This is a genomic window from Streptomyces sp. NBC_00086 (assembly GCF_026343255.1).
In the GTDB taxonomy this organism is placed as follows: domain Bacteria; phylum Actinomycetota; class Actinomycetes; order Streptomycetales; family Streptomycetaceae; genus Streptomyces.
Genome location: NZ_JAPELZ010000001.1, coordinates 1,933,570 through 1,959,306 on the forward strand (window position 1 = coordinate 1,933,570; position 25,737 = coordinate 1,959,306).

Genomic DNA, 25,737 nt, shown 5'->3' on the forward strand with positions numbered 1-25,737 from the left:
AAGATATCGCCCACAACGCCCACAGCGCACATAACGCACCCTGCTCTAACCTGCAGGTCAGAGGCCCTTTCCAACGGGCTCAAGGATCGCGACACACTCGACATGCTGGGTCATCGGGAAGAGGTCGAAGGCGCGCAGGGTGCGGACCTTGTAGCCCGCCTCCTGGAAGTACGCCAGGTCGCGGGCCAGGGCCGCCGGGTCGCAGGCCACGTAGGCGATGCGGCGCGGGGTGAGGCCGGCTACCTGGCGGACCGTCTGCTTGCCCGCGCCCGCGCGGGGCGGGTCCAGGACGACCAGGTCGCACTCGGTGATGCCGGTCTTCGGGAGGATCTGCTCGACCTTGCCCTGCTCGATGCGGACGCGGGGGAAGTCCGTGAGGTTGTGCCGGGCGTCCTCCACCGCGCGCTTCGTGGACTCGATGCCGAGGACGGCACCCGTCTCGCCGAGGCGTTCCGCGAGGGCGCCCGCGAAGATGCCGACGCCGCAGTAGAGGTCGAGTGCCATCTCGCCCTTGCGCGGCATCAGGCCCTGCATGACGGCCTTGATCAGGGTGTCCGCGGCCTGGGGGTGGACCTGCCAGAAGCCGCCCATGCCCACGCGGTACGTACGGCCGTCCGCGCGCTCGCGCACGAAGGGGCGGCCGTGGACGCGGTGGACTCCGCCGTCCTTCTCCTCGACGCGCAGGACCGAGACCGGCTTGTCGAGCTCGACGAGGGGGAGGCGGCCGCCGGGGCGCGGGGTCAGGACGACCTGGCGGTCGCCGGAGCCGGTCGCGGCGATGGCCTCGACGGTCTCCATCTGGGGCCAGTCCTGCTGCTCGATGCCGAGCTCGGTGACGCCGGGCGCCGCGATCATGCAGTGGTCGACCGGCTGGATGTCGTGCGAGCGGTGCTTGCGCAGGCCCACGACGCCGTCCTCGTCGATCGCGTACTGCACGCGGGTGCGCCACTGCGGGACCTGCCCGGCGGGCACCTTGTCGCCCTCGGCCGGCATGACCGTACCGTCCCAGCCGGCCTGCTCCGGGGTGAGCCCGGCGAGCCGCAGCAGCTGCTCGGCGATGACCTCGCCCTTGAGCCGGCGCTGGGCGCCGGGCTTGGCGTGCTGCCAGTCGCAGCCGCCGCACGCGCCGGGGCCGGCGTACGGGCAGGGGGCCTCGACGCGGTCCTTGGAGGGGTCGAGGACGGTGATGGCGTCGGCGCGCAGGAAGCGGGAGTCGACGTCTCCCTCGGTCACCCGCGCGATGATCTTCTCGCCGGGCAGGGTGTGCCGGACGAACAGGACACGCCCCTCGGCGGTGCGGGCGATGCAGTGCCCGCCGTGCGCGACGGGGCCGACCTCGACCTCGTACTCCTCCCCCACCAGTGACTGCTTCTCGTTCTGCTCGCTCGTCATGGTGGGGAGACTCCAAGGAGATGTGGATCAGAAGATCAGAATCGAAAAGGAACGGCCGGACGACCGACCCACCAGTTTACGTGGATCTCGTCCGGCCGTTCGCCACTCCGACGCGGGGGCTGCGGACCTACTTCCCCGCCGGGTCCTTCGGACGCGGACGCGGGGTGTCGACCGGCCCGCGGCGCACCGCGCCCGGGGCGTTCCACTCCGCGCGCTTCTTCGCCCGCTTCTTCGCCAGCTCCGAGGACTCCAGCTGGTAGGGCACCGAGGTGACCATCACGCCGGGGGTGAAGAGCAGCCGGCCCTTGAGGCGCAGCGCGCTCTGGTTGTGGAGGAGGTGTTCGTACCAGCGGCCGACGACGTACTCGGGGATGTACACGCTGACGGCGTCGCGCGGGTTCTCGCTGCGCAGGCCCTTGACGTACTCGACGACCGGGCGGGTGATCTCGCGGTACGGGGAGTCCAGGATCTTGAGCGGAACGTTGATGCCGCGCCGCTCCCACTCCTCGCGCAGGGCCTTGGTCTCGGCCGGGTCGACGCTGATGCTGAGCGCCTCCAGCCGGTCCGAGCGGGTCAGCTTGGCGAAGGCCAGGGCCCGCAGGGTGGGCTTGTGGACCTTGGAGACCAGGACGATGGAGTGGACCCGCGAGGGGCGCACGCTGTCGTCGCTGGGGCCCTCGGCGGCGGCGATCTCCTCGGAGACCCGGTCGTAGTGCTTGCGGATCGCGGACATCGTTCCGTAGAAGATGACCATGCCGAGCAGGGCGACCCAGGCGCCGTGGGTGAACTTGGTGGCCAGGACGACCACCAGCACCATGCCGGTGAAGAAGGCGCCGAAGGTGTTGATCGCCCGGGACCGGTGCATCCGGCGGCGGGCGGCCGGGTCGCGCTCCGCGCGCAGGTGGCGGTTCCAGTGCCGGACCATGCCGATCTGGCTCAGCGTGAAGGAGACGAAGACGCCGACGATGTAGAGCTGGATCAGCTTCGTCGAGTCGGCGTCGTAGATCCACACGAGCAGCATCGCGGCGCCCGCGAGCAGCACGATGCCGTTGGAGAAGGCGAGGCGGTCGCCGCGGGTGTGCAGCTGGCGCGGCAGGTAGCGGTCCTGGGCGAGGATCGAGCCGAGCAGCGGGAAGCCGTTGTACGCGGTGTTCGCGGCGAGGAAGAGGACCAGCGCGGTGGCCGCGGCGAGCACGATGAAGAGGAAGCTGCCGTTGCCGAAGACGGCCTCGGCGACCTGGGAGATGACCGGGTGCTGGACGTAGCCGGCGCCGACCGGGGTGCCGTTCTCCAGCAGGTCGACGGCCGGGTTCTCGGCCATCTTGACGTCGGTCGCCATGGCCAGGCCGATGATCCCGCAGAACATGGTGACGGCCAGCAGGCCCATGAGGGCGAGGGTGGTGGCCGCGTTCTTGCTCTTGGGCTTGCGGAAGGCGGGTACGCCGTTGCTGATGGCCTCGACGCCGGTGAGGGCGGCGCAGCCGGAGGAGAAGGCCCGCAGCAGCAGGAAGACCAGGGCGAATCCGGCCAGTCCCTGGTGTTCGGGTTTGATCTCCAGGCCGGCCGTGGGGGCCTCCATGGTGTCGCCCATGACGATGCCGCGCCAGGCGCCCCACGCGATCATGACGAAAACGGCGCCCACGAAAACATAGGTCGGGATGGCGAAGAGCTTCCCGGATTCCTTCATGCCCCGCAGATTCATCAGCGTGAGCAGCAGAATCATGATCACCGCGGAGAGCACTTTGTGCTCGATGACGAAACCGACGGCGGAGCCGAGATTCTCGACGCCGGAGGAGATCGACACGGCGACCGTGAGGACGTAGTCGACGAGCAGGGCGCTCGCGACGGTGAGACCGGCCCGGGGCCCGAGGTTGGTGTTGGCGACCTCGTAGTCACCGCCGCCGCTGGGGTAGGCGTGGACGTTCTGCCGGTAGGAAGCGACCACCGTGAACATCAGCACGACGACCGCGACGGCGATCCAGGGGCTGAAGTGGTACGCCGACACGCCTGCGATCGACAGGACCAGCAGGACCTCGCCGGGGGCATATGCCACCGAGGAGAGCGGGTCGGACGCGAACACGGGGAGGGCGATCCGCTTGGGAAGAAGGGTTTCCCCGAGGCGGTCGCTGCGTAGCGCCCGGCCGATCAGGATCCGTTTGGGCACGTCGGTCAGTTTGGACACGCAGAGGATCGTAAGCGTTCGAAATCAGCCTGACGAACCCCCCACCCCTATAGGACGGGAAGTCCCTTCACATCCATGCCACAGGAGCGCCTCATCCAGGGCACGGGAGCGCCTCATCCAGGGCAAAGGAGCGCCGCCGACCGCGCAAATGGTCACACTGGTGACCGCCCGTGTGTAGCTTGGGCCATGGTCTGAGACCCTGTTAAGCCAGAGCAGCAATGAGGCTGGAACCCAGCGAGCCGCTGACAGCCGGAAGGACGGCCGTGCACATCGTCATTATGGGCTGCGGAAGAGTGGGCTCCGCCCTCGCGCAGACCCTGGAACAGCAGGGGCATACGGTCGCGGTCATCGACCAGGACCCCACCGCATTCCGCCGGCTGGGGGCGTCCTTCGGCGGCCGTCGCGTCACCGGGGTCGGCTTCGACCAGGACACCCTGCGTGAGGCCGGCATCGAGGAGGCGGGCGCCTTCGCCGCGGTGAGCAGTGGTGACAATTCCAACATCATCGCCGCCAGGGTGGCCCGTGAGATGTTCGGCGTCGAGAACGTCGCCGCCCGCATCTACGACCCCAAGCGCGCCGAGGTCTACCAGCGCCTGGGCATCCCCACCGTCGCCACCGTGCGCTGGACGGCCGACCAGATGCTCCGCCGGCTGCTGCCTTCGGGCGCCGAGCCGCTGTGGCGCGACCCGAGCGGCGGTGTCCAGCTCGCGGAGGTGCACACCTCCACCACCTGGATCGGCCAGAAGGTCAGCCGGCTGCAGGAGGAGACCGGCGTCCGCGTCGCCTTCCTCACCCGGCTGGGCGAGGCCATGCTGCCGACGTCGGCGACCGTCCTCCAGGAGGGTGACCTCGTCCACGTGATGATGCGCACGGACGAGATCGACAAGGTGGAGGCCGCCTTCGCCGAGGGTCCTGAGGAGGCACACGCATGAGGGTCGCGATCGCCGGAGCCGGCGCGGTGGGCCGTTCCATCGCGGGCGAGCTCCTGGAGAACGGCCACGAGGTGCTCCTCGTGGACAAGGCCCCGACCGCCATCTCGGTGGAGCGGGTGCCGCAGGCCGAGTGGCTGCTGGCCGACGCCTGCGAGATCACCTCGCTCGACGAGGCGGCGCTCCAGCGCTGCAACGTGGTCATCGCCGCGACCGGCGACGACAAGGTCAACCTGGTCGTCTCCCTCCTCGCCAAGACCGAGTACGGGGTCCCCCGGGTCGTGGCGCGGGTGAACAACCCGAAGAACGAATGGCTCTTCAACGAGTCCTGGGGCGTCGACGTCGCCGTTTCCACGCCGCGCCTGATGTCGGCGCTGGTCGAGGAAGCCGTCAGCGTCGGCGACCTGGTCCGGCTGCTGCGCTTCAGCCACGGCGACGCCAACCTCGTCGAGCTGACCCTGCCCGCCGACTCCCAGGTCGCGGGCAAGCAGATCAGCGAGATCACCTGGCCCGAGGACACCTCGCTGGTCACGATCATCCGGGGCAACCGGGTGCTCACGCCGCACGGCGAGGAGACCCTGGAGCCGGGCGACGAGCTCCTCTTCGTGGCCGCCCAGGCCCGCGAGGAGCAGCTGGAGGACCTCCTCCAGGCCGCGGACTGACCTGCGGTCCCGCTGAACCGCCGAAGGGGCGGCTGACCATCACGGTCAGCCGCCCCTTCGTACATCCCCGGGCGTACGAGCCTGCGTGCGCGGCCGGGCCGGTCTGCGCGGCGGCGCCCTGCGAGGCCGTCCCCTACCCGCCCTTCCACCGTTCCCCGGGCTGCGCCCGGACCCCGCGCCTCAAACGCCGGCGGGGCTGATCTAGCCCTTCGCCGCCTTCGCCGCCTTGGCCGCCTTCGCCGCCTTCTCCGCGGCCTCCTCCGCCTCCCACTCCGCGATCACGTTGATCGGCGGCGGCGCCTGCGCCAGGAACAGCCAGGTGAAGTACACCGCGAGCACCATCGGCGGCAGCTTCAGCGCGATCAGCACCCAGCCGAGCTGCGTCGCGTCGCCCCACCAGTACAGCGGGAAGAGGATCGCGTACTTCGCGAGGAAGATCAGGCCCCAGGCCAGGCTGGCCTTGACGTACGCCTTCTTGCGCCCGGGATTGCGCGTGCGCCAGGACAGGTTCTCCTTGAAGACCGGTCCCAGGATCACGCCGAGCAGCGGGAAGCCCACCAGTGCGGAGAGCGTGAAGGCCACGCCCAGGCCGGCGCCGTAGATCATGCCGGGCAGGTAGAAGCCCTTCGCGCTGCCCGTGAAGAGGGCGAAGGCCACGCCCACGCCCACGCCGAAGACCCCGCTGAAGGCGTGCTTGACCGTGTCCTTGCGCAGCAGCCGCACGATCACCAGCAGGACCGCGACCGCACCCGCCGCGATGGCGGACAGCTTCACGTCCTTGTTGATCGTGTAGATCATGACGAAGAGCAGCCCGGGGAGCATCGTCTCCACGGTGCCCCGGATGCCGCCGAAGGCGTCGAAGAGTGCGGCCTGCGTGACGGCCTTCTGGTCCGCGGTCGGTTCCGCGGCGGGATCCGTCCCGGGGGTGGTCGGTTTGTCGAGTGACGTCACCGTCAGTGCTCCTGTCCGAGCGGTCGGAGTTCGTACTTCGGGTTGAAGAGCACCCGACGGCCGTGGCTCATCGAGATCCGCCCGGAGGCGATCATGCGACGGCCGGGTTCGATTCCCACGATCGAGCGACGTCCGAGCCAGACGACGTCCAGCGCGGCCGAGCCGTCGAACAGCTCTGCCTCCAGGGCGGGGACGCCCGCGCGCGGCCGCAGGGTGACGGTCCGCAGGGTCCCGGTCACCTTCACTATCTGACGGTCGTGGCAGTCGCAGATCCGCGTGCACCCCGCGGCTTCTGCGTCCTCCTGCAGCTCCGCCGAATGCAGCTCCTCCTGGGAGGTGGACAGCCGCTCTATCATCCGGCGGAACCTGCCCGCGGGCCTGGCGGGCTTCGCCGGCTTCACGGGCTTCTCGGGACGCGGTTCAGCACTCATACAGGAAGCGTACCGGCGCCCCCACTACCTCTCGAAGCGGTATCCCATGCCCGGTTCGGTGATGAAGTGGATCGGGTGCGAGGGGTCCGCCTCCAGTTTGCGCCGCAGCTGGGCCATGTAGACCCGCAGGTAGTTGGTCTCGGTACCGTACGAGGGCCCCCAGACCTCCTGGAGGAGCTGCTTCTGGCTGACCAGTTTGCCGCCGTTGCGCACCAGCACCTCCAGCAGGTGCCACTCGGTGGGCGTCAGGCGTACGTCGCGGCCGGCGCGCACCGCCTTCTTCGCCGCGAGGTCCACCGTGAAGGTCTCGGTCTCGACCATCACCTCGTCCTCGCCGGCTCCGGCGCCCGGTTCCGCCCGCCGGACGGCCGCGCGCAGCCGGGCGAGCAGCTCGTCCATGCCGAAGGGCTTGGTGACGTAGTCGTCGGCGCCCGCGTCCAGGGCCTCGACCTTCTCGTCGGAGCTGTGCCGGGCGGAGAGGACCAGGATCGGGACCCGGGTCCAGCCGCGCAGCCCCTTGATCACCTCGACCCCGTCCATGTCGGGCAGGCCCAGGTCCAGGACGACCACGTCGGGGTGGCGGGCGGCCGCCAGTTCCAGGGCGCTCGCCCCGTCGGCGGCCGCGTCGACCTCGTACTTGCGTGCCTTCAGGTTGATCACGAGGGCTCGGACGATCTGGGGTTCGTCGTCCACCACGAGCACCCGGGTCATTGAGGTCCTGCCTTCTGTCGTATCGAATCGAGATCGAGATCCATCGGGTGCCCCCCGGCCCCGCCCGGCGCGCTGCGCCCCTCGCCGTCCACGCTCACGTGGATCTGCGGGCGCCCGCCGGTGGCCGCGCGCAGGGTGAGCACCATCGTGAGCCCGCCCCCGGGGGTGTCCTCGGCCTCCAGGGTGCCGCCCATGGCCTCGGCGAAGCCGCGCGCGACGGCCAGTCCGAGCCCGACCCCGGCACCGCGGGGCGCGTCGCCGTGCCGCTGGAAGGGGGCGAAGATCCGGTCCTTGGCCTCGTCGGGCACGCCCGGCCCGCGGTCCACGACCCGTACCTCGACCCGGTCGCCGAGGAAGCTGGCCGCCACCAGCACCTGCTCGCCCGGTGGGCTGTACTTCACCGCGTTCTCCACCACGTTGGCCACGGTCCGCTCCAGCAGCCCGGGGTCCACCGCCACCATGGGCAGGGTCTCGGGGACGTCCAGCAGCACGCTGTCCTCGGGTACGCCGCCCAGCGCCATCGGGACCACCTCGTCGAGGTCGATCTCGCGGATCAGCGGGGTGACGGTGCCGGTCTGGAGCCGTGACATGTCGAGGAGGTTGCCCACGAGGTGGTCGAGCCGGTCGGCGCCGTCCTCGATGCCCTCCAGGAGCTCGGCGCGGTCCTCCTCGGACCATTCCACGTCGGCGGAGCGCAGGGAGCTCACGGAGGCCTTGATGGAGGCCAGGGGCGTACGCAGGTCATGGCTGACGGCGGCCAGCAGCGCGGTCCGGATCCGGTTGCCCTCCGCCATCCGCCGGGCCTCCTCCGCCTCTCCGACCAGCCGCTGCCGGTCGAGCACGACGGCGGCCTGGGCGGCGAAGGCGCCGAGCACGCGGCGGTCCTCGGCGGGCAGCACCCGCCCGGACAGGGCCAGCGCCATGTGGTCGCCGATCGGCATGTCCACGTCGGCGTCCTCGGGGCGCGCGACCGGGTTCGGGCCGACGCTGCCGGCCGGCCGCCAGGGCTCGACGTCGCTCTCGCGCTCCAGCAGGGCCACCGACTCCATGGCGAAGGTCTCGCGGACCCGTTCCAGCAGCGCGTCCAGGGTGGTCTCGCCGCGCAGCACGCTGCCTGCGAGGAAGGAGAGGATCTCGGATTCGGCGCGCAGCCGGGCGGCCTGGTGGGTGCGGCGGGCGGCGGCGTCGACGACGGAGGCCACGGAGCCCGCGACGCCGAAGAAGACGGCGATGGCGACGATGTTCTTGGGGTCCGAGATGGTGAAGCGGTGCAGGGGCGGGGCGAAGTAGTAGTTCAGGAGCAGGGAGCCGACGGCGGCGGAGGCCAGCGCCGGCCAGAGCCCGCCGAGCAGGGCGGCGGCCACGGTCAGGGCCAGGAACAGCAGCATCTCGTTGGCGAGCCCGGGGTCGCTGTCGATGTGCGTCAGCAGGGTCGCGAGCCCCAGCGGCAGGGCCACCCCGACCAGCCAGCCGGCCAGCAGCCGGGTCCGGCCGAGCCGGGCCGCCGAGCGGGCCACGGGCCGCAGGCCCCGGCCCTTGGCCACCTCCTCGTGCGTGACGATGTGCACGTCGAGGTCGGGCCCCGAGTCACGGGCGACCGTGGCGCCGACGCCGGGGCCGAACACGTACCGCCACGAGCGGTGGCGGCTGGATCCGAGCACGATCTGGGTGGCGTTGACCCCGCGGGCGAATTCGAGGAGCGCCTCGGGGACGTTGTCGCCGATCACATGGTGAAACGTTCCGCCGAGGTCCTCCACCAGCGTCCGCTGGACCGCGAGCTCCTTGGGCGAGGCCGCGGTCAGTCCGTCGCTGCGGGCGATGTAGACGGCCAGGATCTCGCTGCCGGAGCCCTTGGCCGCCACCCTGGAGGCCCGCCGGATGAGGGTGCGCCCCTCGGGTCCCCCGGTGAGGCCCACGACGATCCGCTCGCGTGCCTGCCAGGTGGAGCGGATGTTGTGCTCGCCCCGGTACTGCTGGAGGTACTCGTCGGCCCGGTCGGCGACCCAGAGCAGCGCGAGCTCGCGCAGCGCGGTCAGGTTCCCGGGGCGGAAGTAGTTGGACAGGGCCGCGTCGACCTTGTCGGACTTGTAGATGTTGCCGTGCGCCATGCGGCGGCGCAGGGCCTGCGGGGACATGTCGACCAGCTCGATCTGGTCGGCGCGGCGCACCACCTCGTCGGGGACGGTCTCCCGCTGCCGCACGCCGGTGATCGACTCCACCACGTCGCCCAGGGACTCCAGGTGCTGGATGTTGACGGTGGAGATCACGTCGATCCCGGCCCGCAGCAGCTCCTCCACGTCCTGCCAGCGCTTGGCGTTGCGCGAGCCCGGCACGTTGGTGTGCGCCAGTTCGTCCACCAGGGCTATGGCGGGCTTGCGGGCCAGCAGGGAGTCGACGTCCATCTCGGTGAAGGCGGCGCCCCGGTAGACGAGCTCCTTGCGCTCCACCTGCTCCAGGCCGTGCAGCATGACCTCGGTGCGCGGCCGCCCGTGGTGCTCGACGAAGCCCACGACGCAGTCGGCGCCGCGCTCGACCCGGCGGTGGCCCTCGGAGAGCATGGCGTACGTCTTGCCCACGCCGGGGGCCGAGCCGAGATAGATCCTGAGCTTGCCGCGTCCCATGCGCCCATTCTCAGGGACGTCCGCCCCGTTCACGCGCCGATGACCGGGTGTGGGCGGATCTCTGACGGTTCCCTGACACCCCCGGGCACGGGGAAGGTCGTACGGCCGTGTCCGCGGCCGCGGACACGGCTGAGGACACGGCTGTGGGCCGCACCCCCGCAGGAGTACGGCCCACGGCCGCAAGCGATCGAGCCGGGGTCAGCGGACCTCGGTGATCTCCGGGCCGCGCTCCAGCTGGCCCATGCCACCGCCGAAGCGGGAGCCTTCCTGGTCCCCGGCCTCCTCGGTCTGCACGCCGTCCGGCACCATCTGCGCGTCGTTCGGCAGCTTCAGGACGATCGGGTCGCGCGGGGCCATCGGGCCCTCGCCGCGGACCACGACGGTGTCCAGGAAGATCCGCTCCAGCACCCCGGCCGACTCGGGACGCACCGCGCCCTGGCCGGAGATGACACCGCGCAGGAACCAGCGCGGACCGTCCACACCGACGAAGCGGACCAGCTGGGCGCCGGTCTGCCCGTCCGGGAGCGGTACGGGGACCTGCGCGCGCAGCTCCCAGCCCAGCGGACCCTCGACCTCGTCGATGATGCCGCCCTGCTTGGTGATGCCCTCGGCGATCTCCTCGCGGACCTCGCCCCAGATGCCTTCCTTGCGGGGCGCGGCGAAGGCCTGCAGCTGCACGGCACTGTCGCCGAGCACCACGGTCGCGGCGACGATCGCGTCCCCGGCGACCTCGACCCGCAGCTCCATGCCCTCGACACCCGGTACGAGGATGCCGCCGAGGTCGACCCGGCCCTCCTCGGGGTTGCCGGGGACCTCGGAGATGTCCCACGGGCCGTCGGGACGCGGGGCCGGCGGCAGGTTCACCCTGCGCGGCTGGACCGCGTCTGTCTCCTCCGTGCCGTCCTGCTCATCGGCACCGACGCCGTCGACGACCTGCTCGGCCGCGCCGCCGTCCTTGACGGAGTCGTTCTTCTTGCGACGTCCGAACACGTCACTGTCCTTCCCGGTCGGATACGACCGAAGCGTAGCCATTCCCACCCTGCTGACCAGCGCCGGATCCGGCCACGGCCGCATGACCACCGGTGGAGCCGAAACCCCCCTCGGCCCGCGCCGAGTCGGGAAGCTGCGCCACCTCGCGGAAGCGCACCTGCTCGACTCGCTGGACAACCAGCTGGGCAATGCGGTCGAAACGCTCGAACCTGACGCTCTCGCGAGGGTCGAGGTTGACCACGATCACCTTGATCTCCCCACGGTACCCGGCATCCACCGTCCCGGGGGCATTCACGAGTGCGAGCCCGCAGCGGGCGGCCAGGCCCGAGCGCGGGTGCACGAAGGCCGCGTACCCCTCGGGCAGTGCGATGGAGATCCCGGTGGGCAGGACCGCCCGCTCCCCCGGCTCCAGCTCCGCGGCCACGGTGGTGACCAGATCGCAGCCGGCGTCGCCGGGGTGCCCGTAGGCCGGAATCGGCACCTCCGGGTCGACGCGCCGGATGGCCACGTCCACGCCGGTGTTGTTCTCAGACATCAGGGGTTCACCTCGAAGGCGCGTGCGCGCCTGACCTGGTCCGGGTCGGCCATCGCCGCCCGGATCTCCTCGGGCCGTCCGTTGTCGATGAAGTGGTCGACCTTCACCTCGATGAAGAGGGCGTCGGCGCGCAGTGCGACCGGTCCCTCGGGTCCGCCTATTCGGCCGACCGCGCTGGAGTAGATCTTCCGGCCGGCGACGGCGGTGACCTCGGCCTCCAGGTACAGCACGGTGTCCACGGGCACGGGCCGGACGAAGTCCGTCTCCAGCCGGCCGGTGACGGCGATGACGCGCAGCAGCCAGTTCAGGGAGCCCAGGGTCTCGTCGAGCGCGGTGGCGAGCACGCCGCCGTGCGCGAGGCCGGGCGCACCCTGGTGGGCGGCCTTGACGGTGAACTCCGCGCTGACGCGCACGCCCTCGCCCGCGCGGGCCTCCAGGTGGAGTCCGTGCGGCTGGCCGCCGCCGCAGCCGAAGCAGTGCTCGTAGTGCGCGCCGAGCAGTTCGCCGGGGGCCGGGGCATCGGGGTGCCGCACCGGCGCCGTGGCATCGGCGGGGGGCGTCAACGCTGTGTTTCGTCCACTCACAGCCGCAGACCTTACCCGCGCGGCTACCCGCCGGTCGCCTCGTGGCAGGCTTGGCCGCATGCAGCTCTCCCCCGCGCACCACGACGAACGTCTGACAGCCCCCCGTTCATGGTGGGCCATCGCCGCCCTGACCGGCCTGGCCTGCGCGCTGATGCTGCTCCCGCTGGGCACGCTGCCGATGCTGGCCGGGCTGATCGGGGGCACCGCGCTGATGGGGCTGCTGGTGAGTTCGTACGGTTCCCAGCGCGTGCGCGTGGTGGGCGGAGCGCTGGCCGCCGGGGAGGCCCGGATCCCGGTGTCGGCGCTCGGCGACCCGGAGGTGCTGGACGCGGAGGAGGCCCGCGCCTGGCGCACGTACAAGGCCGACATGCGCGCCTTCATGCTGATGCGCAGCTACGTGCCGACGGCGGTGCGCGTCGAGGTCACCGACCCGGCCGACCCGACCCCGTACGTCTACGTCTCCACCCGCGAGCCGCAGGCCCTGGTGGCGGCCATCCGCGCGGCGCAGGGCAGGGACTGACCCCCGGCGGGCTCAGCTCCGGGGGTCGGCGGCGCCCGGGTCGACGGCCCGGGGATCGGCGGTGCTGGGGTCGATGGCCCGCGGGTCGAACATCCGGCCCTCGACGGCGGCCCTGGTCGCCTCGGGAAGGGCCTCGGCGGGCCGCTCCAGGCGCGGGAGCTGCGGCAGCGCGTTCCAGGGCACGGCGCGGGCCCGCAGGTCCGTACGTACCTTCTCGGCGAGTTTGCGGGTGTCGCGGCGGTTCATGACCGCTCCGACCGCGGCGCCGACCATGAACGGCATCAGGTTGGGCAGGTTGCGGAACATCCGCTTCATGATCTGCTGGCGCAGTTCGCGCTTCATCTGGCCGCCGAGCGCCGCGTTCAGAGTGGTCGGCTTGGTCAGGTCGACCCCGCGCTCCTCCGTCCACGACGTGAGGTAGGCGACGCTGCGCTCTTTGAGGTTGCCGGGCGGTCGCAGGCCGTAGACCTCGTGGAGCTCGGCGATGAGCTTCAGCTCGATCGCGGCGACCCCGGTGACCTCGGCGGCCAGCTCGGCCGGCATGGCCGGGGGCGCCGGCAGCATGGCGGCGGCGCCGATCCCGGCGCCGACCGTGGAAGTGGCGTTGGCGGCGCCCGAAATCAGCTTGTCGGCCAGCTGATCGGGCCCGAGGCCCGGGAACTGCGCGCGCAGGGTCGCGAGGTCCCGAACCGGAACGCGCGGTGCGTTCTCGATGACTCGGTCGGTGAGGTAAAGGGCGGCGGCCCTGGCACTTTCGCCGCCCTTGCGCACACCGTTCTTGACGGCTTGCAGCCGACGGACCCCGGAGTTCTTCCGGGGGCCCTCGCCGGCCTCGGAGGCCGACGGCACCGCCTCGGCGGTGTCGGGGAGCACGGCGGGTACGCCGGGGGCTCCAGGGCCCGTTTCCAGGCCCTCGGTTCCCTCGCGCGTCTCCGCCGGATCACCAGCTTTTCGGAAGCGGCGCTTCCGAAATGGTGTCGAGCCAGTCACGGCCGACGCCTCTCAGTCGCATTCGCGGCAGATGGGCTGACCGTTCTTCTCGCGGGCCAGCTGGCTGCGGTGGTGCACCAGGAAGCAGCTCGTGCAGGTGAACTCGTCGGCCTGCTTCGGCAGGACCCGTACGGCCAGTTCCTCGTTGGAGAGGTCTGCGCCGGGCAGGTCCAGGCCCTCGGCGTTGTCGATTTCGTCCAGGTCGACGTTCGAGGACGACTTCTCGTTGCGACGAGCCTTCAGCTCTTCGATGCTGTCGTTGTCTACGTCGTCGTCGGTCTTGCGCGGGGTGTCGTAGTCCGTTGCCATAGTTCGCTCTCCCCCTCTGGGATTTAGCGGGTGTCTCAGCGCACGTAACGCGCGAGAGGCCGGACTTGTGCCCGACCTGAGGCGGAGATTTTGCCTCACATCAAGGTCTGTTACTCAATCGACACCCAGCCGCACATTCAGAAGAGCGATTGGCTGGGATGACGACCGGGACCGTACACGGTCCGGGGGCCGTCTTGCACAAACGCCACCCCATGTATTTCCCGCCACCAGGGGGGCCGGAAACCCGGACTTCCCGGGCTTTCCGGCCGCCCCAAGGTCACTGAGCGCATAGGGTCGGACACTCGGCACTGTGATCGATCGCACAGAAGTCACTGTCTTCATGACCCAAGCATTCAGCCAACAGCGAACACGGGGTGGCCGTGCTCACAAGGGCAGAGTGACACGCATCACGAGGCCACCGCCCTCGCGCGGGACCGCCTGGATCCTCCCGCCGTGTGCGCGCGCCACGGAGCGCGCGATCGAGAGGCCGAGCCCGACACCCTTGTCACTGCCCGTGCGCTCCGTACGCAGCCGTCTGAAGGGCTCGAAGAGGTTGTCCACCTCGTACGCGGGAACCACGGGACCCGTGTTCGATACCAGCAGGACCGCCTGCCCGTGGACGGCCTCGGTGGTGACCTCCACCCAGCCGCCCTCGGGCACGTTGTAGCGGACGGCGTTCTGCACCAGGTTGAGCGCGATCCGCTCCAGCAGCACGCCGTTGCCCTGGACCACGGCCAGCGCGCGCTCCCCGCGGATCTCGACGCCCTTGGCCTGCGCCTCCCCGCGCGCCTGGTCGAGGGCGCGCGAGGCCACCTCCGCCAGGTCCACGGGCTTGCGCTCGATGATCTGGTTGTCGCTGCGGGCGAGCAGCAGCAGCCCCTCGACCAGCTGCTCGCTGCGTTCGTTGGTCGCGAGCAGGGTCTTGCCGAGCTGCTGGAGCTCCACCGGGGCCCCGGGATCGGAGAGGTGCACCTCCAGCAGCGTCCGGTTGATGGCCAGCGGGGTCCGCAGCTCGTGCGAGGCGTTGGCCACGAACCGCTGCTGGGCCGTGAAGGCCCGCTCCAGCCGGTCGAGCATCTCGTCGAAGGTGTCGGCGAGCTCCTTGAGCTCGTCGTCCGGGCCGTCCAGCTCGATCCGCCGGGTGAGGTCGGAGCCGACCACCCGGCGGGCGGTACGGGTGATCTTGCCGAGCGGCGAGAGCACCCGGCCGGCCATCGCGTAGCCGAAGGCGAAGGCGATGATGCTCAGCCCCATCAGCGCCATCAGCGAGCGGCTCAGCAGGTCGTCCAGCGCGTGCCGGCGCTGTTCGAGGATGCACGTGTTGATCGCGGCGTTGAACTGGTCGGGCATCTGGCCCGTGCCGCTCACGCCGGGGCAGCTGCTCGTGACCTGGATCGGGCCGCCGCCCACGATCGTGAACGGCAGCGCGTTGCCCTGCCGCAGCGCCTGGGCCGCCAGCAGGTAGATGATCGACAGCAGCAGGATGCCGGCGATCAGGAACATCCCGCCGTACAGCAGCGTGAGACGTATCCGGATGGTCGGCCGCAGCCAAGGGAAAGGACCCTCGGGCTGGCCGGGGTCCCAGGTCGGTTTCGGTGGCGCCGCCGGTGGCGCCGGGGTCGCGGCCACCCGCGTCAGATCCGGTAGCCGGAACCGGGGACGGTCACGATGACCGGCGGCTCCCCCAGCTTTCGGCGCAGCGTCATCACCGTCACGCGCACCACGTTGGTGAAGGGATCCGTGTTCTCGTCCCACGCCTTCTCCAGGAGCTGCTCGGCGGACACGACCGTGCCTTCGCTGCGCATGAGGACCTCCAGCACCGCGAACTCCTTCGGCGCCAGCTGCACCTCCTTGCCCTCGCGGAACACCTCGCGCCGGTTCGGGTCGAGCTTGATGCCGGCGCGCTCCAGGACGGGGGGCAGCGCGACCGTGGTGCGGCGGCCGAGGGCCCGTACCCGGGCGGTCAGCTCGGTGAACGCGAAGGGCTTGGGCAGGTAGTCGTCCGCCCCGATCTCCAGGCCCTCGACCCGGTCGCTCACGTCGCCGGAGGCCGTCAGCATCAGCACGCGGGTGGGCATGCCGAGCTCGACGATCTTCCGGCACACGTCGTCGCCGTGCACGAGCGGGAGGTCCCGGTCGAGCACGACCACGTCGTAGTCGTTCACTCCGACGCGCTCCAGGGCCGCGGCGCCGTCGTACACGACGTCCACGGCCATGGCCTCCCGGCGCAGTCCGGTGGCCACCGCATCGGCGAGCAGCTGCTCGTCCTCGACGACGAGTACGCGCACGTCGTTTCCTTCCTCAGAGCCCGTCAGGGCAGGGGTGTCATGTGTCGACCATCCTGCCCCTTTCGCCGGTAAACCGGCTGTAAGACGCCGCTCGGGGGTGACGGCCGGGGGCGGAAGTGAGGATTCCCTCGCCTTACGAGGTTTCTGGGGCCAAGGCGGCGGGGAGGACGACTTCACACCCCGAACACCTCCCTGACGGCGCACTGCCACGTGCCGCCGCCGACCCACGAAGAGGGGGCGAACCCACGATGGACGCATTCACCGCGGGTCTCCTGCAGCGCATCAGGAGCACGCAGTCGGACCTCAGGCAGGCTCGTGAAACGGGCGACGACTTCCTCGTGGAAGTGGAACAGGCGGAGCTGGAAGACCTCCAGCGCATCGCCGCCGATCACGGCGTTCCGGTCACCGTCTCCGCCTGCTGATCCCAGCCGCCGTACCCACACACCCCGGACCCCGGAGGCCGCCACCCGGCCGCCGGGGTTCCTTCATGCCCCGCGGCGTCCCGGAACCCGCCCCGGGGCGGGTTCCACCGCTCAGTCGTGCCAGGCCCCTGCTTCCTCCAGCAGCGGCCGCAGCGAGGCGAACACCGCGGGGGTCGCGGCCAGCGCGAGCTCGCCCGAGGCGGGCTCCCCGGGCCGGCCGCCCGTGACCGCGCCGGCCTCCCGCGCGATCAGCTCTCCGGCCGCCAGGTCCCACGGGTTCAGCCCGCGCTCCCAGTACCCGTCTAGCCGTCCGGCGGCCACGTCGCACAGGTCGATCGCCGCCGAACCGCCGCGCCGGATGTCCCGGACCAGCGGGATGATCCGCTGCGCGACATCGGCCTGGTGCGCCCGCCGGCTCTGGACGTACGCGAATCCGGTGCCGATCAGCGCCTGGTCCAGCGGAGCGGCCGGCCGGCAGGCGAGGCGGACGTCGCCCAGCCAGGCCCCGCCTCCCAGCACCGCGTGGTACGTCTCCCCGCGCATCGGCGCCGCCACGACCCCGGCCACCGTCTCGCCGCGGTACTCGGCCGCGATGGACACGCCCCAGGTCGGCAGCCCGTAGAGGTAGTTCACCGTGCCGTCGAGCGGGTCGATGACCCACCGCACGCCACTGGTGCCGGCCGATTCGGAACCCTCCTCGCCCAGCAGCCCGTCCTCGGGCCGCCGTTCCCCGAGGATCCCGGTGATCAGCTTCTCGGCCGCGATGTCCATCTCGGTCACCACGTCGATCGGGCTCGTCTTGGTCGAGGCGACCGCCAGATCGGCGGGCCGCCCGTCCCTCAGCAGCGCGCCCGCCCGGCCGGCCGCCTCCAGGGCCACGTCCAGCAGTTCGGTCTTCAGCTCTTCGGAGATCACGCCGGGCTCCCGTTCATCGAGTTCTGCGGACGTCACTGCGCGCCCTTCGCTGCGCACACCGGCGGCTACGCGTAGGGGCTGTCCACGCCCGCGGCCGCCGGCCGGGGCCCGCGCGCCGGGCAGCAGCCCACCGCGCACAGGTCGTGGCTCGCGCCGAGCAGCCCGAGCGCGCAACGCTCCACGGCCTCGCCGCGTTCCGCCGCGGCCCGCTCCAGCACGAGGTCCCGTACCGCCTCCGCGAACCGGGGGTCGGCGCCGACCGTGGCCGAGCGGGCGATGGGCAGCCCCAGCTCGGCGGCCTTCGCCGTCGCCTCCGTGTCGAGGTCGTACAGCACCTCCATGTGGTCCGAGACGAAGCCGATGGGCACCATGACCACCGCCGGGGCGCCCGCCGTGTGCAGGGCCTCCAGGTGGTCGCAGATGTCCGGCTCCAGCCACGGGATGTGCGGGGCGCCGCTGCGCGACTGGTAGACGAGCTCCCAGGGCAGCTCGGTGCCGGTCTCGGCGCGGACCGCGTCGGCGATCAGCTTCGCGACGTCCAGGTGCTGCTTGACGTACGCGCCGCCCTCGCCGTCCGCGGAGTGGTCCTCCACCGGGCCGGAGGCGTCCGCGGCCGCGGTCGGGATGGAATGCGTGGTGAAGGCCAGGTGCGCCCCGGCGCGGACCTCCCCGGGCAGCGCGGCCAGCGAGGCCAGCACCCCGTCGATCATGGGCTGCACGAAGCCGGGGTGGTTGAAGTAGTGCCGCAGCTTGTCGACCTTCGGCAGGTCCGCCTCGGCCACGCCCTCCTCCACGAGCAGGGCCAGCGCGTCCGCGAGGTTCTCGCGGTACTGCCGGCAGCCCGAGTACGAGGCGTACGCGCTGGTGGCGAGCACCGCGATGCGGCGGCGCCCGTCGGCGGCCATCTCGCGCATCACGTCGTTCAGGTACGGGGCCCAGTTGCGGTTGCCCCAGTAGACCGGCAGGTCCAGCCCGTGCCCGGCGAAGTCCTTGCGCAGGGCGTCCAGCAGCTCGCGGTTCTGCCCGTTGATCGGGCTGACCCCGCCGAAGCCGAAGTAGTGCTGCCCGACCTCCTTGAGCCGCTCGCGCGGGATGCCCCGGCCACGCGTGACGTTCTCCAGGAACGGCACGACGTCGTCGGGCCCCTCGGGGCCGCCGAAGGACAGCAGCAGGAGGGCGTCGTAGGGGGCGGCGGGGCTTTCGGCCGAGCCGGGAGCGGAGGCGCGGAGCTGGTCAGACATGCTTCGAATCCTGCCACCCGCCGCCGCCCGGCGGAAAACAGGCCCGCCCTGCGGGACCGCTCCACCGCGGGCCGGGACCCCCTTCCGGCCCCCCCCGGCTTCATCAGGCGGGCGGCCCGTACGCGGCCGTAACCTGTATGGGCCAATGACGTCCCTTACGGAGGGCACCTTGCCCAGTCCCTACCGCGCGATCTTCGCCGCTCCCGGGAGCCGGGGCTTCAGCGCGGCCGGCCTCATCGGCCGGCTGCCGCTCTCCATGGTCGGCATCGGCATCCTGACGATGATCTCCGAGCTCACCGGCCGCTACTCGCTGGCCGGCGCCCTCACCGCCACCCTCGCGCTCTCCGCCGCCGCGATCGGCCCGCAGGTCTCCCGCCTGGTCGACCAGTACGGCCAGCGCCGCGTCCTGCGGCCGGCGACCCTGCTCGCGCTCCTGGCCATCTCCGGGCTGCTGCTGTGCGCGGCCAACAACACGCCCGACTGGACCCTGTTCGTCTTCGCGGCGCTCGCCGGCTGCGTACCCAGCGTGGGCTCGATGATCCGCGCCCGGTGGACGGCCATCTACCGGGATTCGCCGCGCGAACTGCACACGGCGTACTCCCTGGAGTCCGTCCTGGACGAGGTCTGCTTCATCTTCGGGCCGATCCTGGCCATCGGGCTCTCCACCACCTGGTTCCCGGAAGCGGGCCCGCTGGTCGCCGGGGTCTGCCTGCTGGTGGGGGTGTGGTGGCTGACCGCGCAGCGCGCCACCGAGCCCGCCCCGCACCCGCGCGGCGGGGACGCCGACCGGACCTCGGCGCTGCGCTCCCCCGGACTCCAGGTGCTGATGGCCACCTTCGTGGCCACCGGCGCCATCTTCGGCTCCATCGACGTGGTCACCCTGGCCTTTGCCGAGGAGCAGGGACACAAGGCGTGGGCCAGCTTCATCCTCGCCATCTGGGCGGTCGGCTCCTGCCTCGCGGGCATCGTCTTCGGCCTGCTGCACCTCAAGGGCAAGCCGGAACGCAGGTGGGTGCTGGGCATCTGTGCGATGGCCGTGAGTATGATCCCCCTCCTACTGGCCGGGAACCTTCCGTTTCTGGCCGTGGCGCTCTTCGTCTCGGGCCTCGCCATCGCTCCCACGATGATCACCACGATGGCCCTGATCGAGGCGCACGTACCACGCGCGAAGCTGACCGAGGGCATGACCTGGATCAGCACCGGCCTCGCGGTCGGGGTCGCGCTCGGCTCCTCCGTGGCCGGCTGGGTCATCGACGCCGCCGGCGCGAAGACCGGGTACGTCGTCTCCATCTCGGCGGGGACCGCCGCGGCGGCGGTTGCGTTCGCGGGTTACCGCCGGCTGACGAGGTCGGCGCAAGGGGAGGAGCCTTCCAACGATGGCGACGACGGGGACAGCAGGCAGCAGCGGGACACGGACCGCCGCGTGGCATAACTGGGCGGGCAACGTCAGCGCCACGCCCGCGCGCGTGGTCACCCCGGCATCGGTCGGGGAGCTTCAGGAGGCGGTCCGCCGGGCCGCCGGGGACGGGCTGAAGGTGAAGGCGGTCGGCACCGGCCACTCCTTCACCGCGGCCGCCGCGACCGACGGCGTACTGATCCGCCCGCAGGCGCTGGCCGGGATCCAGGCGATCGACCGGAGCGCCGGCACCGTCACCGTGGCGGCGGGCACGGTCCTCAAGGACCTCAACCTGGCCCTCGCCAAGGAGGGCCTGTCGCTCACCAACATGGGCGACATCATGGAGCAGACGGTCTCGGGCGCCACCAGCACCGGCACCCACGGAACCGGCCGCGACTCGGCCTCCATCGCCGCCCAGATACGCGGCCTGGAGCTGGTCACGGCGGACGGAGCTCTGCTGACGTGCTCCGAGAAGGAGAACCCCGAGGTCTTCGCGGCGGCGCGCCTCGGCATGGGCGCGCTCGGCGTGGTCACCTCGCTCACCTTCGCCGTGGAGCCGCTCTTCTTCCTGACCGCCCGTGAGGAGCCGATGACCTTCGACCGGGTCACGGCGGAGTTCGACCAGCACCACGCGGAGAACGAGCACTTCGAGTTCTACTGGTTCCCGCACACCGGCAACTGCAACACCAAGCGCAACAACCGCAGCCAGGGCCCGGCCGCCCCGCCCGGAGCGGTCTCCGCCTGGGTCGAGGACGAGCTGCTGTCCAACGGCCTCTTCCAGGCCGTCAACTCCTTCGGCCGCGCCGTCCCGGCGGCCATCCCCTCCATCGCCCGGATCGCGAGCCGCGCCCTGTCGGCGCGCACCTACACGGACATCCCGTACAAGGTGTTCACCAGCCCGCGCCGGGTGCGGTTCGTGGAGATGGAGTACGCCCTTCCGCGCGAGCGCGTCGTCGAGGCGCTGCGGGAGCTGAAGGCCATGGTGGACCGCTCCGGCCTGCGGATCAGCTTCCCGGTGGAGGTGCGGACGGCTCCGGCGGACGACATCACCCTATCGACCGCCTCGGACCGCGAGAGCGCGTACATCGCGGTGCACATGTACAAGGGCACCCCGTACCAGGCGTACTTCACGGCCGCCGAGCGGATCTTCACCGAGTACGGCGGGCGTCCGCACTGGGGCAAGGTCCACACGCGGGACGCGGAGTACTTCGCCGGGGTGTACCCGCGCTTCGGGGAGTTCACCGCGCTCCGGGACCGGCTGGACCCGAACCGGGTCTTCGGCAACGACTACCTGCGGCGGGTTCTCGGGGACTGAGCCCCGGGCTCAGGGAGTCGGCGCGGAGGCGGCGCCGGTGCCGCTCGTACCGGCGCCGCCCGGCGTCGCCCGGCCGCTGCTCGGCGTCGGGGACTTCGAGGGCGTGGTGCTCGGCGAGGGATCGGGCTTCGGCGGGGTCGGGCTGGGGCTGGACGACGGGTCCGCGGACGGCGAGGTGTCCGGGTCCGGCTTCGGCTTCGGGCTCTGGCCGCCGTTCGAGTGCGAAGGGGTCGGGGAGCTCCCGGTGTCCGGGGTCTTCCCGCCCTTCTCCCCCGTGCCGGTGCCGGTGCCCGTGCCCTGCTGCTCCTTGGACGTGTCCGGCTTGTAGTCGCGGGCCTTACCGACACCGCCGGTGAAGATCGTGCCGCCGCCGGCGCTGACCGCGGTGCCGGCCACCGCCTCGTAGGTCCCCAGACCGCCGAGCGCGATGGCGAAGGCCGCGCCGGAGGCCACCGCCGTACGCTTCCAGCCCCGCATCCTGGTCCCGTGGACCGTGCCCTCGGAGAACTCCTCGTCGGTCGGCGGCCCGCCGGCCGGGACGGTGCCCAGCATCATCGTCCCGTCCGGCGCCCGCCCCGCGGGAGCGGACCCGGGCCCGTCCACCGGGACCTGACGGGCCTTCGGCCGGGCCGTCTCGCGCAACTGGTCGCCGGTGCGGCGGAAGAAGTGCTGGATGACGGGTCCGCCCGCGGTGGCCACCACGCTCACGATGCCGGCGCCGATGATGGTCCCGTAGAGGCCCATCCCCGAGGCGAGCACGGCCGCCGCGACCGTGGCGAGGGAGGAACCCGCGACCTGAGCCACGCTCAGATCGAGTTTCTTCTTCTCCTTCTCCTGCTCCGGTTCGACGCCCAGCACCGTCTTCTGACCCATCGCCATCCCCTGCGTGTCCTGCCCCTCGCGCTCCAACGCCTTCTCCCGTTACTGACACGTCAGCGAAACGGATAGTTCCGTTTCCGGAGATTCTGTGAAGCAAGACACCCGAAAACGGGCGCACGTCCAGGTCCGGCCGGATGTGGACCCGATTCAGGGCAGCCCAACTCCCGCCGTCCGAGACAAGTTCGGCGGCGCGGCGGTCCACCCAGGTGGCCCGAATGGAGTACTGTGGCGAGCCCTGGGGCCGTCCTTCCTTTCGGATGTCCGGACTCGGGAGAGGGGGCCGGCTGATGGAAAACGGCACTCGAGACCGGCGATGCCGCGGTTTTGCACGGGATCCTGCTGCGCACAGTAATCGTTCGGTCACTGTGCGTACCCAACAGGTAACCGTGCCATAACAGCGATCAAGGGCGCATGCCCGACACGCCGGTTTAACTCGGCAAGGTAGTGGCAGGCTGCACCCGGGCAGGCCACACTCGACTAGCGGAAGCAGCGACGCACGTGACGTCGGCAGGCACCACCCGGGAGGTCCCCATGCCCGAACTGCGTGTCGTGGCCGTCTCAAATGACGGCACACGACTGGTGCTCAAGGCTGCGGACAGCACGGAGTACACGCTTCCGATCGACGAGCGTCTCCGGGCTGCCGTGCGCAACGACCGTGCGCGCCTGAACCAGATCGAGATCGAGGTGGAGAGCCACCTCCGCCCCCGCGACATCCAGGCCCGCATACGAGCCGGTGCCTCCGCGGAGGAGGTCGCCCAGATGGCCGGCATCCCCGTCGACCGGGTACGCCGCTTCGAGGGCCCCGTGCTCGCGGAGCGCGCGTTCATGGCGGAGCGGGCCCGCAAGACCCCCGTGCGCCGGCCCGGCGAGAACACCGGACCCCAGCTCGGCGAGGCCGTGCAGGAACGCCTCACGCTGCGCGGTGCCGAGAAGGAATCCGTCCAGTGGGACTCCTGGCGCCGCGACGACGGCACCTGGGAGGTCCTGCTGGTCTACCGGGTCGCGGGCGAACCGCACTCGGCGAGCTGGACGTACGACCCGCCGCGCCGGCTGGTCGTGGCCGTGGACGACGAGGCCCGCTCGCTGATCGGCGAGTCGGACGACCTGCCGGCGACCCCGGAGCCGAGCTTCCCGTTCGTGCCGAGGATCGCGCGGCTGCCTCGCGACCGGCCGCTGGACCGGGCGCTCGACCGCCAGATGGAACGACCCACAGCGCCCGCTCCCCCGCCGGAGCCGGAGGCCGAGGAGGAGCGCGACACGCTGACGGCCCTGCTGGAGGCGGTCCCGAGCTTCCGCGGCGACATGGTGGTTCCGGAGCCGGTGACGGAACCTGAGGTGGAGGAGCCGCCCGCCGCTTCGGCCTCGGCCGGTGCGGGTTCCGCATACGCGGACGTCCTGATGCCGCGCACCGTGGCGGGACACCGGGACCGGCTGACGGGCACGACCGACCGGCAGGCGGAGGCCGACGGGGTCCGTCCGGGCCGCCGCGCGGCGGTGCCGAGCTGGGACGAGATCGTCTTCGGCACCCGCCGCAAGAAGCAGGAGTAGTACGGGCCCGGGCACCGGCGGCGCAGGCCGCCGGTGCCCGGGGCCGAGCACCGCCTAGCCCGGCAGTTCGCCGACCGCCACCTCGCGCGACGGGTCCGCGGACCACTCCGACCAGCTGCCCGCGTACAGCGCCGCCGGGATGCCCGCCGCCGCGAGCGCCAGGACCTCGTGGGCCCCCGAGACGCCCGAGCCGCAGTAGACCCCGACCGGGGTGCCGGTGTCGGCGTGCACGCCCAGGCCCTCGAAGCGGGCCCGCAGGGCTTCGCGGCCCAGGAGCAGGCCGTCGGGTCCCGCGTTCTCCGTGGTCGGCGCCGAGACCGCCCCGGGGATGTGGCCCCCGACCGGGTCGATCGGTTCGACCTCGCCCCGGTACCGCTCGCCCGCCCGTGCGTCCAGCAGCACACCCGTCCGGGCCAGCGCCGCCGCCCCGTCGGCGTCCAGGAGTCCGATGGCACCGGGATTTGGCTTGAAATCACCCTCGCTCACAGGAGTGACCTCGGCCGACAGCGGACCGTCACCGGCCTTCCACGCGGCCAGTCCCCCGTCCAGGACCCGCACGCGCGGGTGACCCGTCCAGCGCAACAGCCACCACGCGCGCGCCGCCGCCCAGCCCTGGCCGCCGTCGTACACGACCACCGGCGCGTCCAGCGAGACCCCGGCCCGCCGCATCACCGCCCCGAACTCCTCGGGATCCGGCAGCGGGTGCCGGCCGCCGGAGCCCGCCGGGCCTGCGAGTTCCGCGTCGAGGTCGACGTAGACGGCGTTCGGGAGGTGTCCGGCCTCGTACTCGGGCCTCAGGTTCGGGCCGCCGAGCTGCCAGCGGACGTCCAGGAGCACCGGCGGCAGCGGGCCGGCCAGCTCCTCTTTCAGGTCGGCGGCGGAGACGAGCGGGGAGCGGGGCGGGTTCGCAGTCATGCGGGCCATTTTGCTCCCCGCCACCCACCCCGCGTAACAAGCTGTGCGTCAACGTGCCGGGACGGGCCGCACTGATCCGGACATCTCTCCCGGCTCCCGGAAAACCCGGCCGGTCGGGGCGCGCCGGGCCCCCTGGAGTGGAAGCATCAGCTCCGGGAAGGGTCACGAGCGTGACGACGGAGGAGACGGCTGACATGACCGAGGCATCGGAAGCAACGCGGCGCACGCCCGGCACGCCGTGCTGGGCGAGCCTGATGGTGCACGGCCTCGGTACCACCGAGGAGTTCTACGCCGACCTGTTCGGCTGGGAGTACGAGCCCGGCCCCGAGCAACTCGGCCCGTACGTCCGGGCCATGCTCGGCGGGCGGGAGGTGGCCGGCATCGGCGAGATGCCGCCGGACCGGCAGCTCCCGGTGGCCTGGACCACCTACCTGGCGACGGACGACGCCGATGCCACGGCCGAATCCATCCGCTCCTGCGGCGGCACGGTCGCGGTGGGCCCGCTGGACGCCGGAATCGCGGGCCGGGTGGCGATCTGCTCGGACCCGCTGGGCGCGATCTTCGGGCTCTGGCAGGCGGCGTCCCACCTCGGCACCCGGCTGGCCGGGGGGCCCGGCACCCCGGTGTGGCACGAGCTGGTCACGCAGGACACCTCGACGGTCGGGAAGTTCTACGAGCACGTCTTCGGCCACGAGGCCCGTGCGCACGCCGGCGCGAACGATGCCGCCGACGAATTCGACTACCTCACCTTGTCCCTGCAGGGCCGGCCGGTGGCCGCCGTGCACGGGGTCGGCCGCTCCCTGCCCCACGACCGGGGGCCGCACTGGATGACGTACTTCGAGGTGGAGGACACCGACGCGGCCGCCGCCCGGGTCCAGCGGCTCGGCGGCCGGATCGTCCAGCCGCCGCGCGAGGGCCTGAGCGGCCGGCTGGCCGTGGTCACGGACCCGGAGGGCGCGGTGTTCACGCTCGTACGCGGCCGGGGCTGACCGCGGTCCGGGGCCGGGGCTG

General features: G+C 71.7%; 25 protein-coding genes. 8 read left to right on the top strand and 17 right to left on the bottom strand.

Going from position 1 to position 25,737, the window contains the following annotated elements; genetic code table 11:
- Window positions 1-57: 57 nt before the first annotated feature.
- Window positions 58-1,392 (bottom strand): class I SAM-dependent RNA methyltransferase, encoded by a 1,335-nt coding sequence (locus OG276_RS08555; RefSeq protein WP_266903873.1) that lies wholly within the window; start codon window positions 1,390-1,392, stop codon window positions 58-60.
- Window positions 1,393-1,519: 127 nt separating this feature from the next.
- Window positions 1,520-3,574: an APC family permease gene (locus OG276_RS08560; protein WP_266903874.1), complete on the bottom strand. Its 2,055-nt coding sequence runs from the start codon at window positions 3,572-3,574 to the stop codon at window positions 1,520-1,522.
- Between the two features lie 263 nt (window positions 3,575-3,837).
- Here OG276_RS08560 and OG276_RS08565 point away from each other — a divergent pair, with 263 nt between their 5' ends.
- Together OG276_RS08565 and OG276_RS08570 are read left to right on the top strand one after the other, a co-directional pair.
- A complete protein-coding gene (locus tag OG276_RS08565; protein WP_266903875.1) occupies window positions 3,838-4,506 on the top strand; it encodes a TrkA family potassium uptake protein in 669 nt (222 codons plus the stop codon).
- Window positions 4,503-5,165 (top strand): TrkA family potassium uptake protein, encoded by a 663-nt coding sequence (locus tag OG276_RS08570; RefSeq protein ID WP_214953432.1) that lies wholly within the window; start codon window positions 4,503-4,505, stop codon window positions 5,163-5,165. Before OG276_RS08565 ends, OG276_RS08570 begins: the two co-directional genes overlap by 4 nt.
- 201 nt (window positions 5,166-5,366) lie before the next feature.
- Here the strand turns inward: OG276_RS08570 and OG276_RS08575 are convergent, their stop codons facing one another.
- The 7 genes from OG276_RS08575 to OG276_RS08605 form a co-directional block, all read right to left on the bottom strand.
- Window positions 5,367-6,116 carry a DUF3159 domain-containing protein gene (locus tag OG276_RS08575; RefSeq protein WP_266903876.1) on the bottom strand — a complete coding sequence of 250 codons (750 nt, stop codon included), beginning with the start codon at window positions 6,114-6,116 and terminating at the stop codon, window positions 5,367-5,369.
- A 2-nt stretch (window positions 6,117-6,118) separates the two neighbouring features.
- The gene (locus OG276_RS08580; protein ID WP_266903877.1) at window positions 6,119-6,547 is read right to left on the bottom strand and encodes an OB-fold nucleic acid binding domain-containing protein; all 429 of its coding nucleotides are present in this window, start codon (window positions 6,545-6,547) and stop codon (window positions 6,119-6,121) included.
- Window positions 6,548-6,571: 24 nt separating this feature from the next.
- The gene (locus tag OG276_RS08585) at window positions 6,572-7,258 is read right to left on the bottom strand and encodes a response regulator (RefSeq protein ID WP_266903878.1); all 687 of its coding nucleotides are present in this window, start codon (window positions 7,256-7,258) and stop codon (window positions 6,572-6,574) included.
- Window positions 7,255-9,879 (bottom strand): sensor histidine kinase KdpD, encoded by a 2,625-nt coding sequence (locus OG276_RS08590; RefSeq protein WP_266903879.1) that lies wholly within the window; start codon window positions 9,877-9,879, stop codon window positions 7,255-7,257. The genes OG276_RS08585 and OG276_RS08590 overlap by 4 nt, the downstream gene beginning before the upstream one ends.
- Before the next feature lie 198 nt (window positions 9,880-10,077).
- Window positions 10,078-10,869 carry a DUF3710 domain-containing protein gene (locus tag OG276_RS08595; RefSeq protein WP_266903880.1) on the bottom strand — a complete coding sequence of 264 codons (792 nt, stop codon included), beginning with the start codon at window positions 10,867-10,869 and terminating at the stop codon, window positions 10,078-10,080.
- A 1-nt stretch (window position 10,870) separates the two neighbouring features.
- Window positions 10,871-11,404: a dUTP diphosphatase gene (dut, locus tag OG276_RS08600; RefSeq protein ID WP_266903881.1), complete on the bottom strand. Its 534-nt coding sequence runs from the start codon at window positions 11,402-11,404 to the stop codon at window positions 10,871-10,873.
- On the bottom strand, window positions 11,404-11,988 hold the full coding sequence (locus OG276_RS08605) for a PaaI family thioesterase (protein ID WP_266903882.1): 585 nt from the start codon (window positions 11,986-11,988) through the stop codon (window positions 11,404-11,406). Before OG276_RS08605 ends, dut begins: the two co-directional genes overlap by 1 nt.
- 58 nt (window positions 11,989-12,046) lie before the next feature.
- Between OG276_RS08605 and OG276_RS08610 the strand changes: the two genes are divergently transcribed.
- Window positions 12,047-12,508, top strand: coding sequence for a DUF3093 domain-containing protein (locus OG276_RS08610; RefSeq protein ID WP_266903883.1), 462 nt, complete (start codon window positions 12,047-12,049; stop codon window positions 12,506-12,508).
- A gap of 12 nt (window positions 12,509-12,520) precedes the next feature.
- Here the strand turns inward: OG276_RS08610 and OG276_RS08615 are convergent, their stop codons facing one another.
- The 4 genes from OG276_RS08615 to OG276_RS08630 form a co-directional block, all read right to left on the bottom strand.
- Window positions 12,521-13,498: a hypothetical protein gene (locus OG276_RS08615; RefSeq protein ID WP_266903884.1), complete on the bottom strand. Its 978-nt coding sequence runs from the start codon at window positions 13,496-13,498 to the stop codon at window positions 12,521-12,523.
- Window positions 13,499-13,510: 12 nt separating this feature from the next.
- Entirely contained in the window at window positions 13,511-13,807 is a 297-nt protein-coding gene (locus OG276_RS08620; RefSeq protein ID WP_112451146.1) for a DUF4193 domain-containing protein, read from the bottom strand.
- A gap of 384 nt (window positions 13,808-14,191) precedes the next feature.
- Complete coding sequence (locus OG276_RS08625) at window positions 14,192-15,436, bottom strand: HAMP domain-containing sensor histidine kinase (RefSeq protein WP_243331627.1); 1,245 nt, start codon at window positions 15,434-15,436, stop codon at window positions 14,192-14,194.
- A 5-nt stretch (window positions 15,437-15,441) separates the two neighbouring features.
- On the bottom strand, window positions 15,442-16,095 hold the full coding sequence (locus OG276_RS08630; RefSeq protein ID WP_112451148.1) for a response regulator transcription factor: 654 nt from the start codon (window positions 16,093-16,095) through the stop codon (window positions 15,442-15,444).
- A gap of 248 nt (window positions 16,096-16,343) precedes the next feature.
- Here OG276_RS08630 and OG276_RS08635 point away from each other — a divergent pair, with 248 nt between their 5' ends.
- Window positions 16,344-16,517, top strand: a complete 174-nt coding sequence (locus tag OG276_RS08635) for a hypothetical protein (protein ID WP_204357838.1) — start codon at window positions 16,344-16,346, stop codon at window positions 16,515-16,517.
- Between the two features lie 111 nt (window positions 16,518-16,628).
- On the opposite strand, the gene OG276_RS08640 is transcribed toward OG276_RS08635, so the two are convergent.
- Both OG276_RS08640 and OG276_RS08645 read right to left on the bottom strand, forming a co-directional pair.
- Entirely contained in the window at window positions 16,629-17,429 is an 801-nt protein-coding gene (locus tag OG276_RS08640) for an inositol monophosphatase family protein (protein ID WP_266912621.1), read from the bottom strand.
- A gap of 68 nt (window positions 17,430-17,497) precedes the next feature.
- Window positions 17,498-18,673: a ferrochelatase gene (locus OG276_RS08645; protein ID WP_266903885.1), complete on the bottom strand. Its 1,176-nt coding sequence runs from the start codon at window positions 18,671-18,673 to the stop codon at window positions 17,498-17,500.
- A gap of 169 nt (window positions 18,674-18,842) precedes the next feature.
- Here OG276_RS08645 and OG276_RS08650 point away from each other — a divergent pair, with 169 nt between their 5' ends.
- Window positions 18,843-20,105 (top strand): MFS transporter, encoded by a 1,263-nt coding sequence (locus OG276_RS08650; RefSeq protein WP_266903886.1) that lies wholly within the window; start codon window positions 18,843-18,845, stop codon window positions 20,103-20,105.
- Window positions 20,050-21,384 carry a D-arabinono-1,4-lactone oxidase gene (locus OG276_RS08655; RefSeq protein ID WP_266903887.1) on the top strand — a complete coding sequence of 445 codons (1,335 nt, stop codon included), beginning with the start codon at window positions 20,050-20,052 and terminating at the stop codon, window positions 21,382-21,384. The genes OG276_RS08650 and OG276_RS08655 overlap by 56 nt, the downstream gene beginning before the upstream one ends.
- 9 nt (window positions 21,385-21,393) lie before the next feature.
- Here the strand turns inward: OG276_RS08655 and OG276_RS08660 are convergent, their stop codons facing one another.
- A complete protein-coding gene (locus OG276_RS08660; RefSeq protein WP_266903888.1) occupies window positions 21,394-22,257 on the bottom strand; it encodes a hypothetical protein in 864 nt (287 codons plus the stop codon).
- 537 nt (window positions 22,258-22,794) lie between these two features.
- On the opposite strand from OG276_RS08660, the gene sepH reads away from it, so the two are divergent.
- Window positions 22,795-23,811, top strand: a complete 1,017-nt coding sequence (sepH, locus tag OG276_RS08665; RefSeq protein ID WP_266903889.1) for a septation protein SepH — start codon at window positions 22,795-22,797, stop codon at window positions 23,809-23,811.
- 54 nt (window positions 23,812-23,865) lie between these two features.
- Here sepH and OG276_RS08670 read toward each other — a convergent pair whose 3' ends face one another.
- The gene (locus OG276_RS08670; protein WP_266903890.1) at window positions 23,866-24,726 is read right to left on the bottom strand and encodes a sulfurtransferase; all 861 of its coding nucleotides are present in this window, start codon (window positions 24,724-24,726) and stop codon (window positions 23,866-23,868) included.
- A gap of 194 nt (window positions 24,727-24,920) precedes the next feature.
- Here OG276_RS08670 and OG276_RS08675 point away from each other — a divergent pair, with 194 nt between their 5' ends.
- Complete coding sequence (locus OG276_RS08675; RefSeq protein WP_266903891.1) at window positions 24,921-25,715, top strand: VOC family protein; 795 nt, start codon at window positions 24,921-24,923, stop codon at window positions 25,713-25,715.
- Window positions 25,716-25,737: the final 22 nt, after the last annotated feature.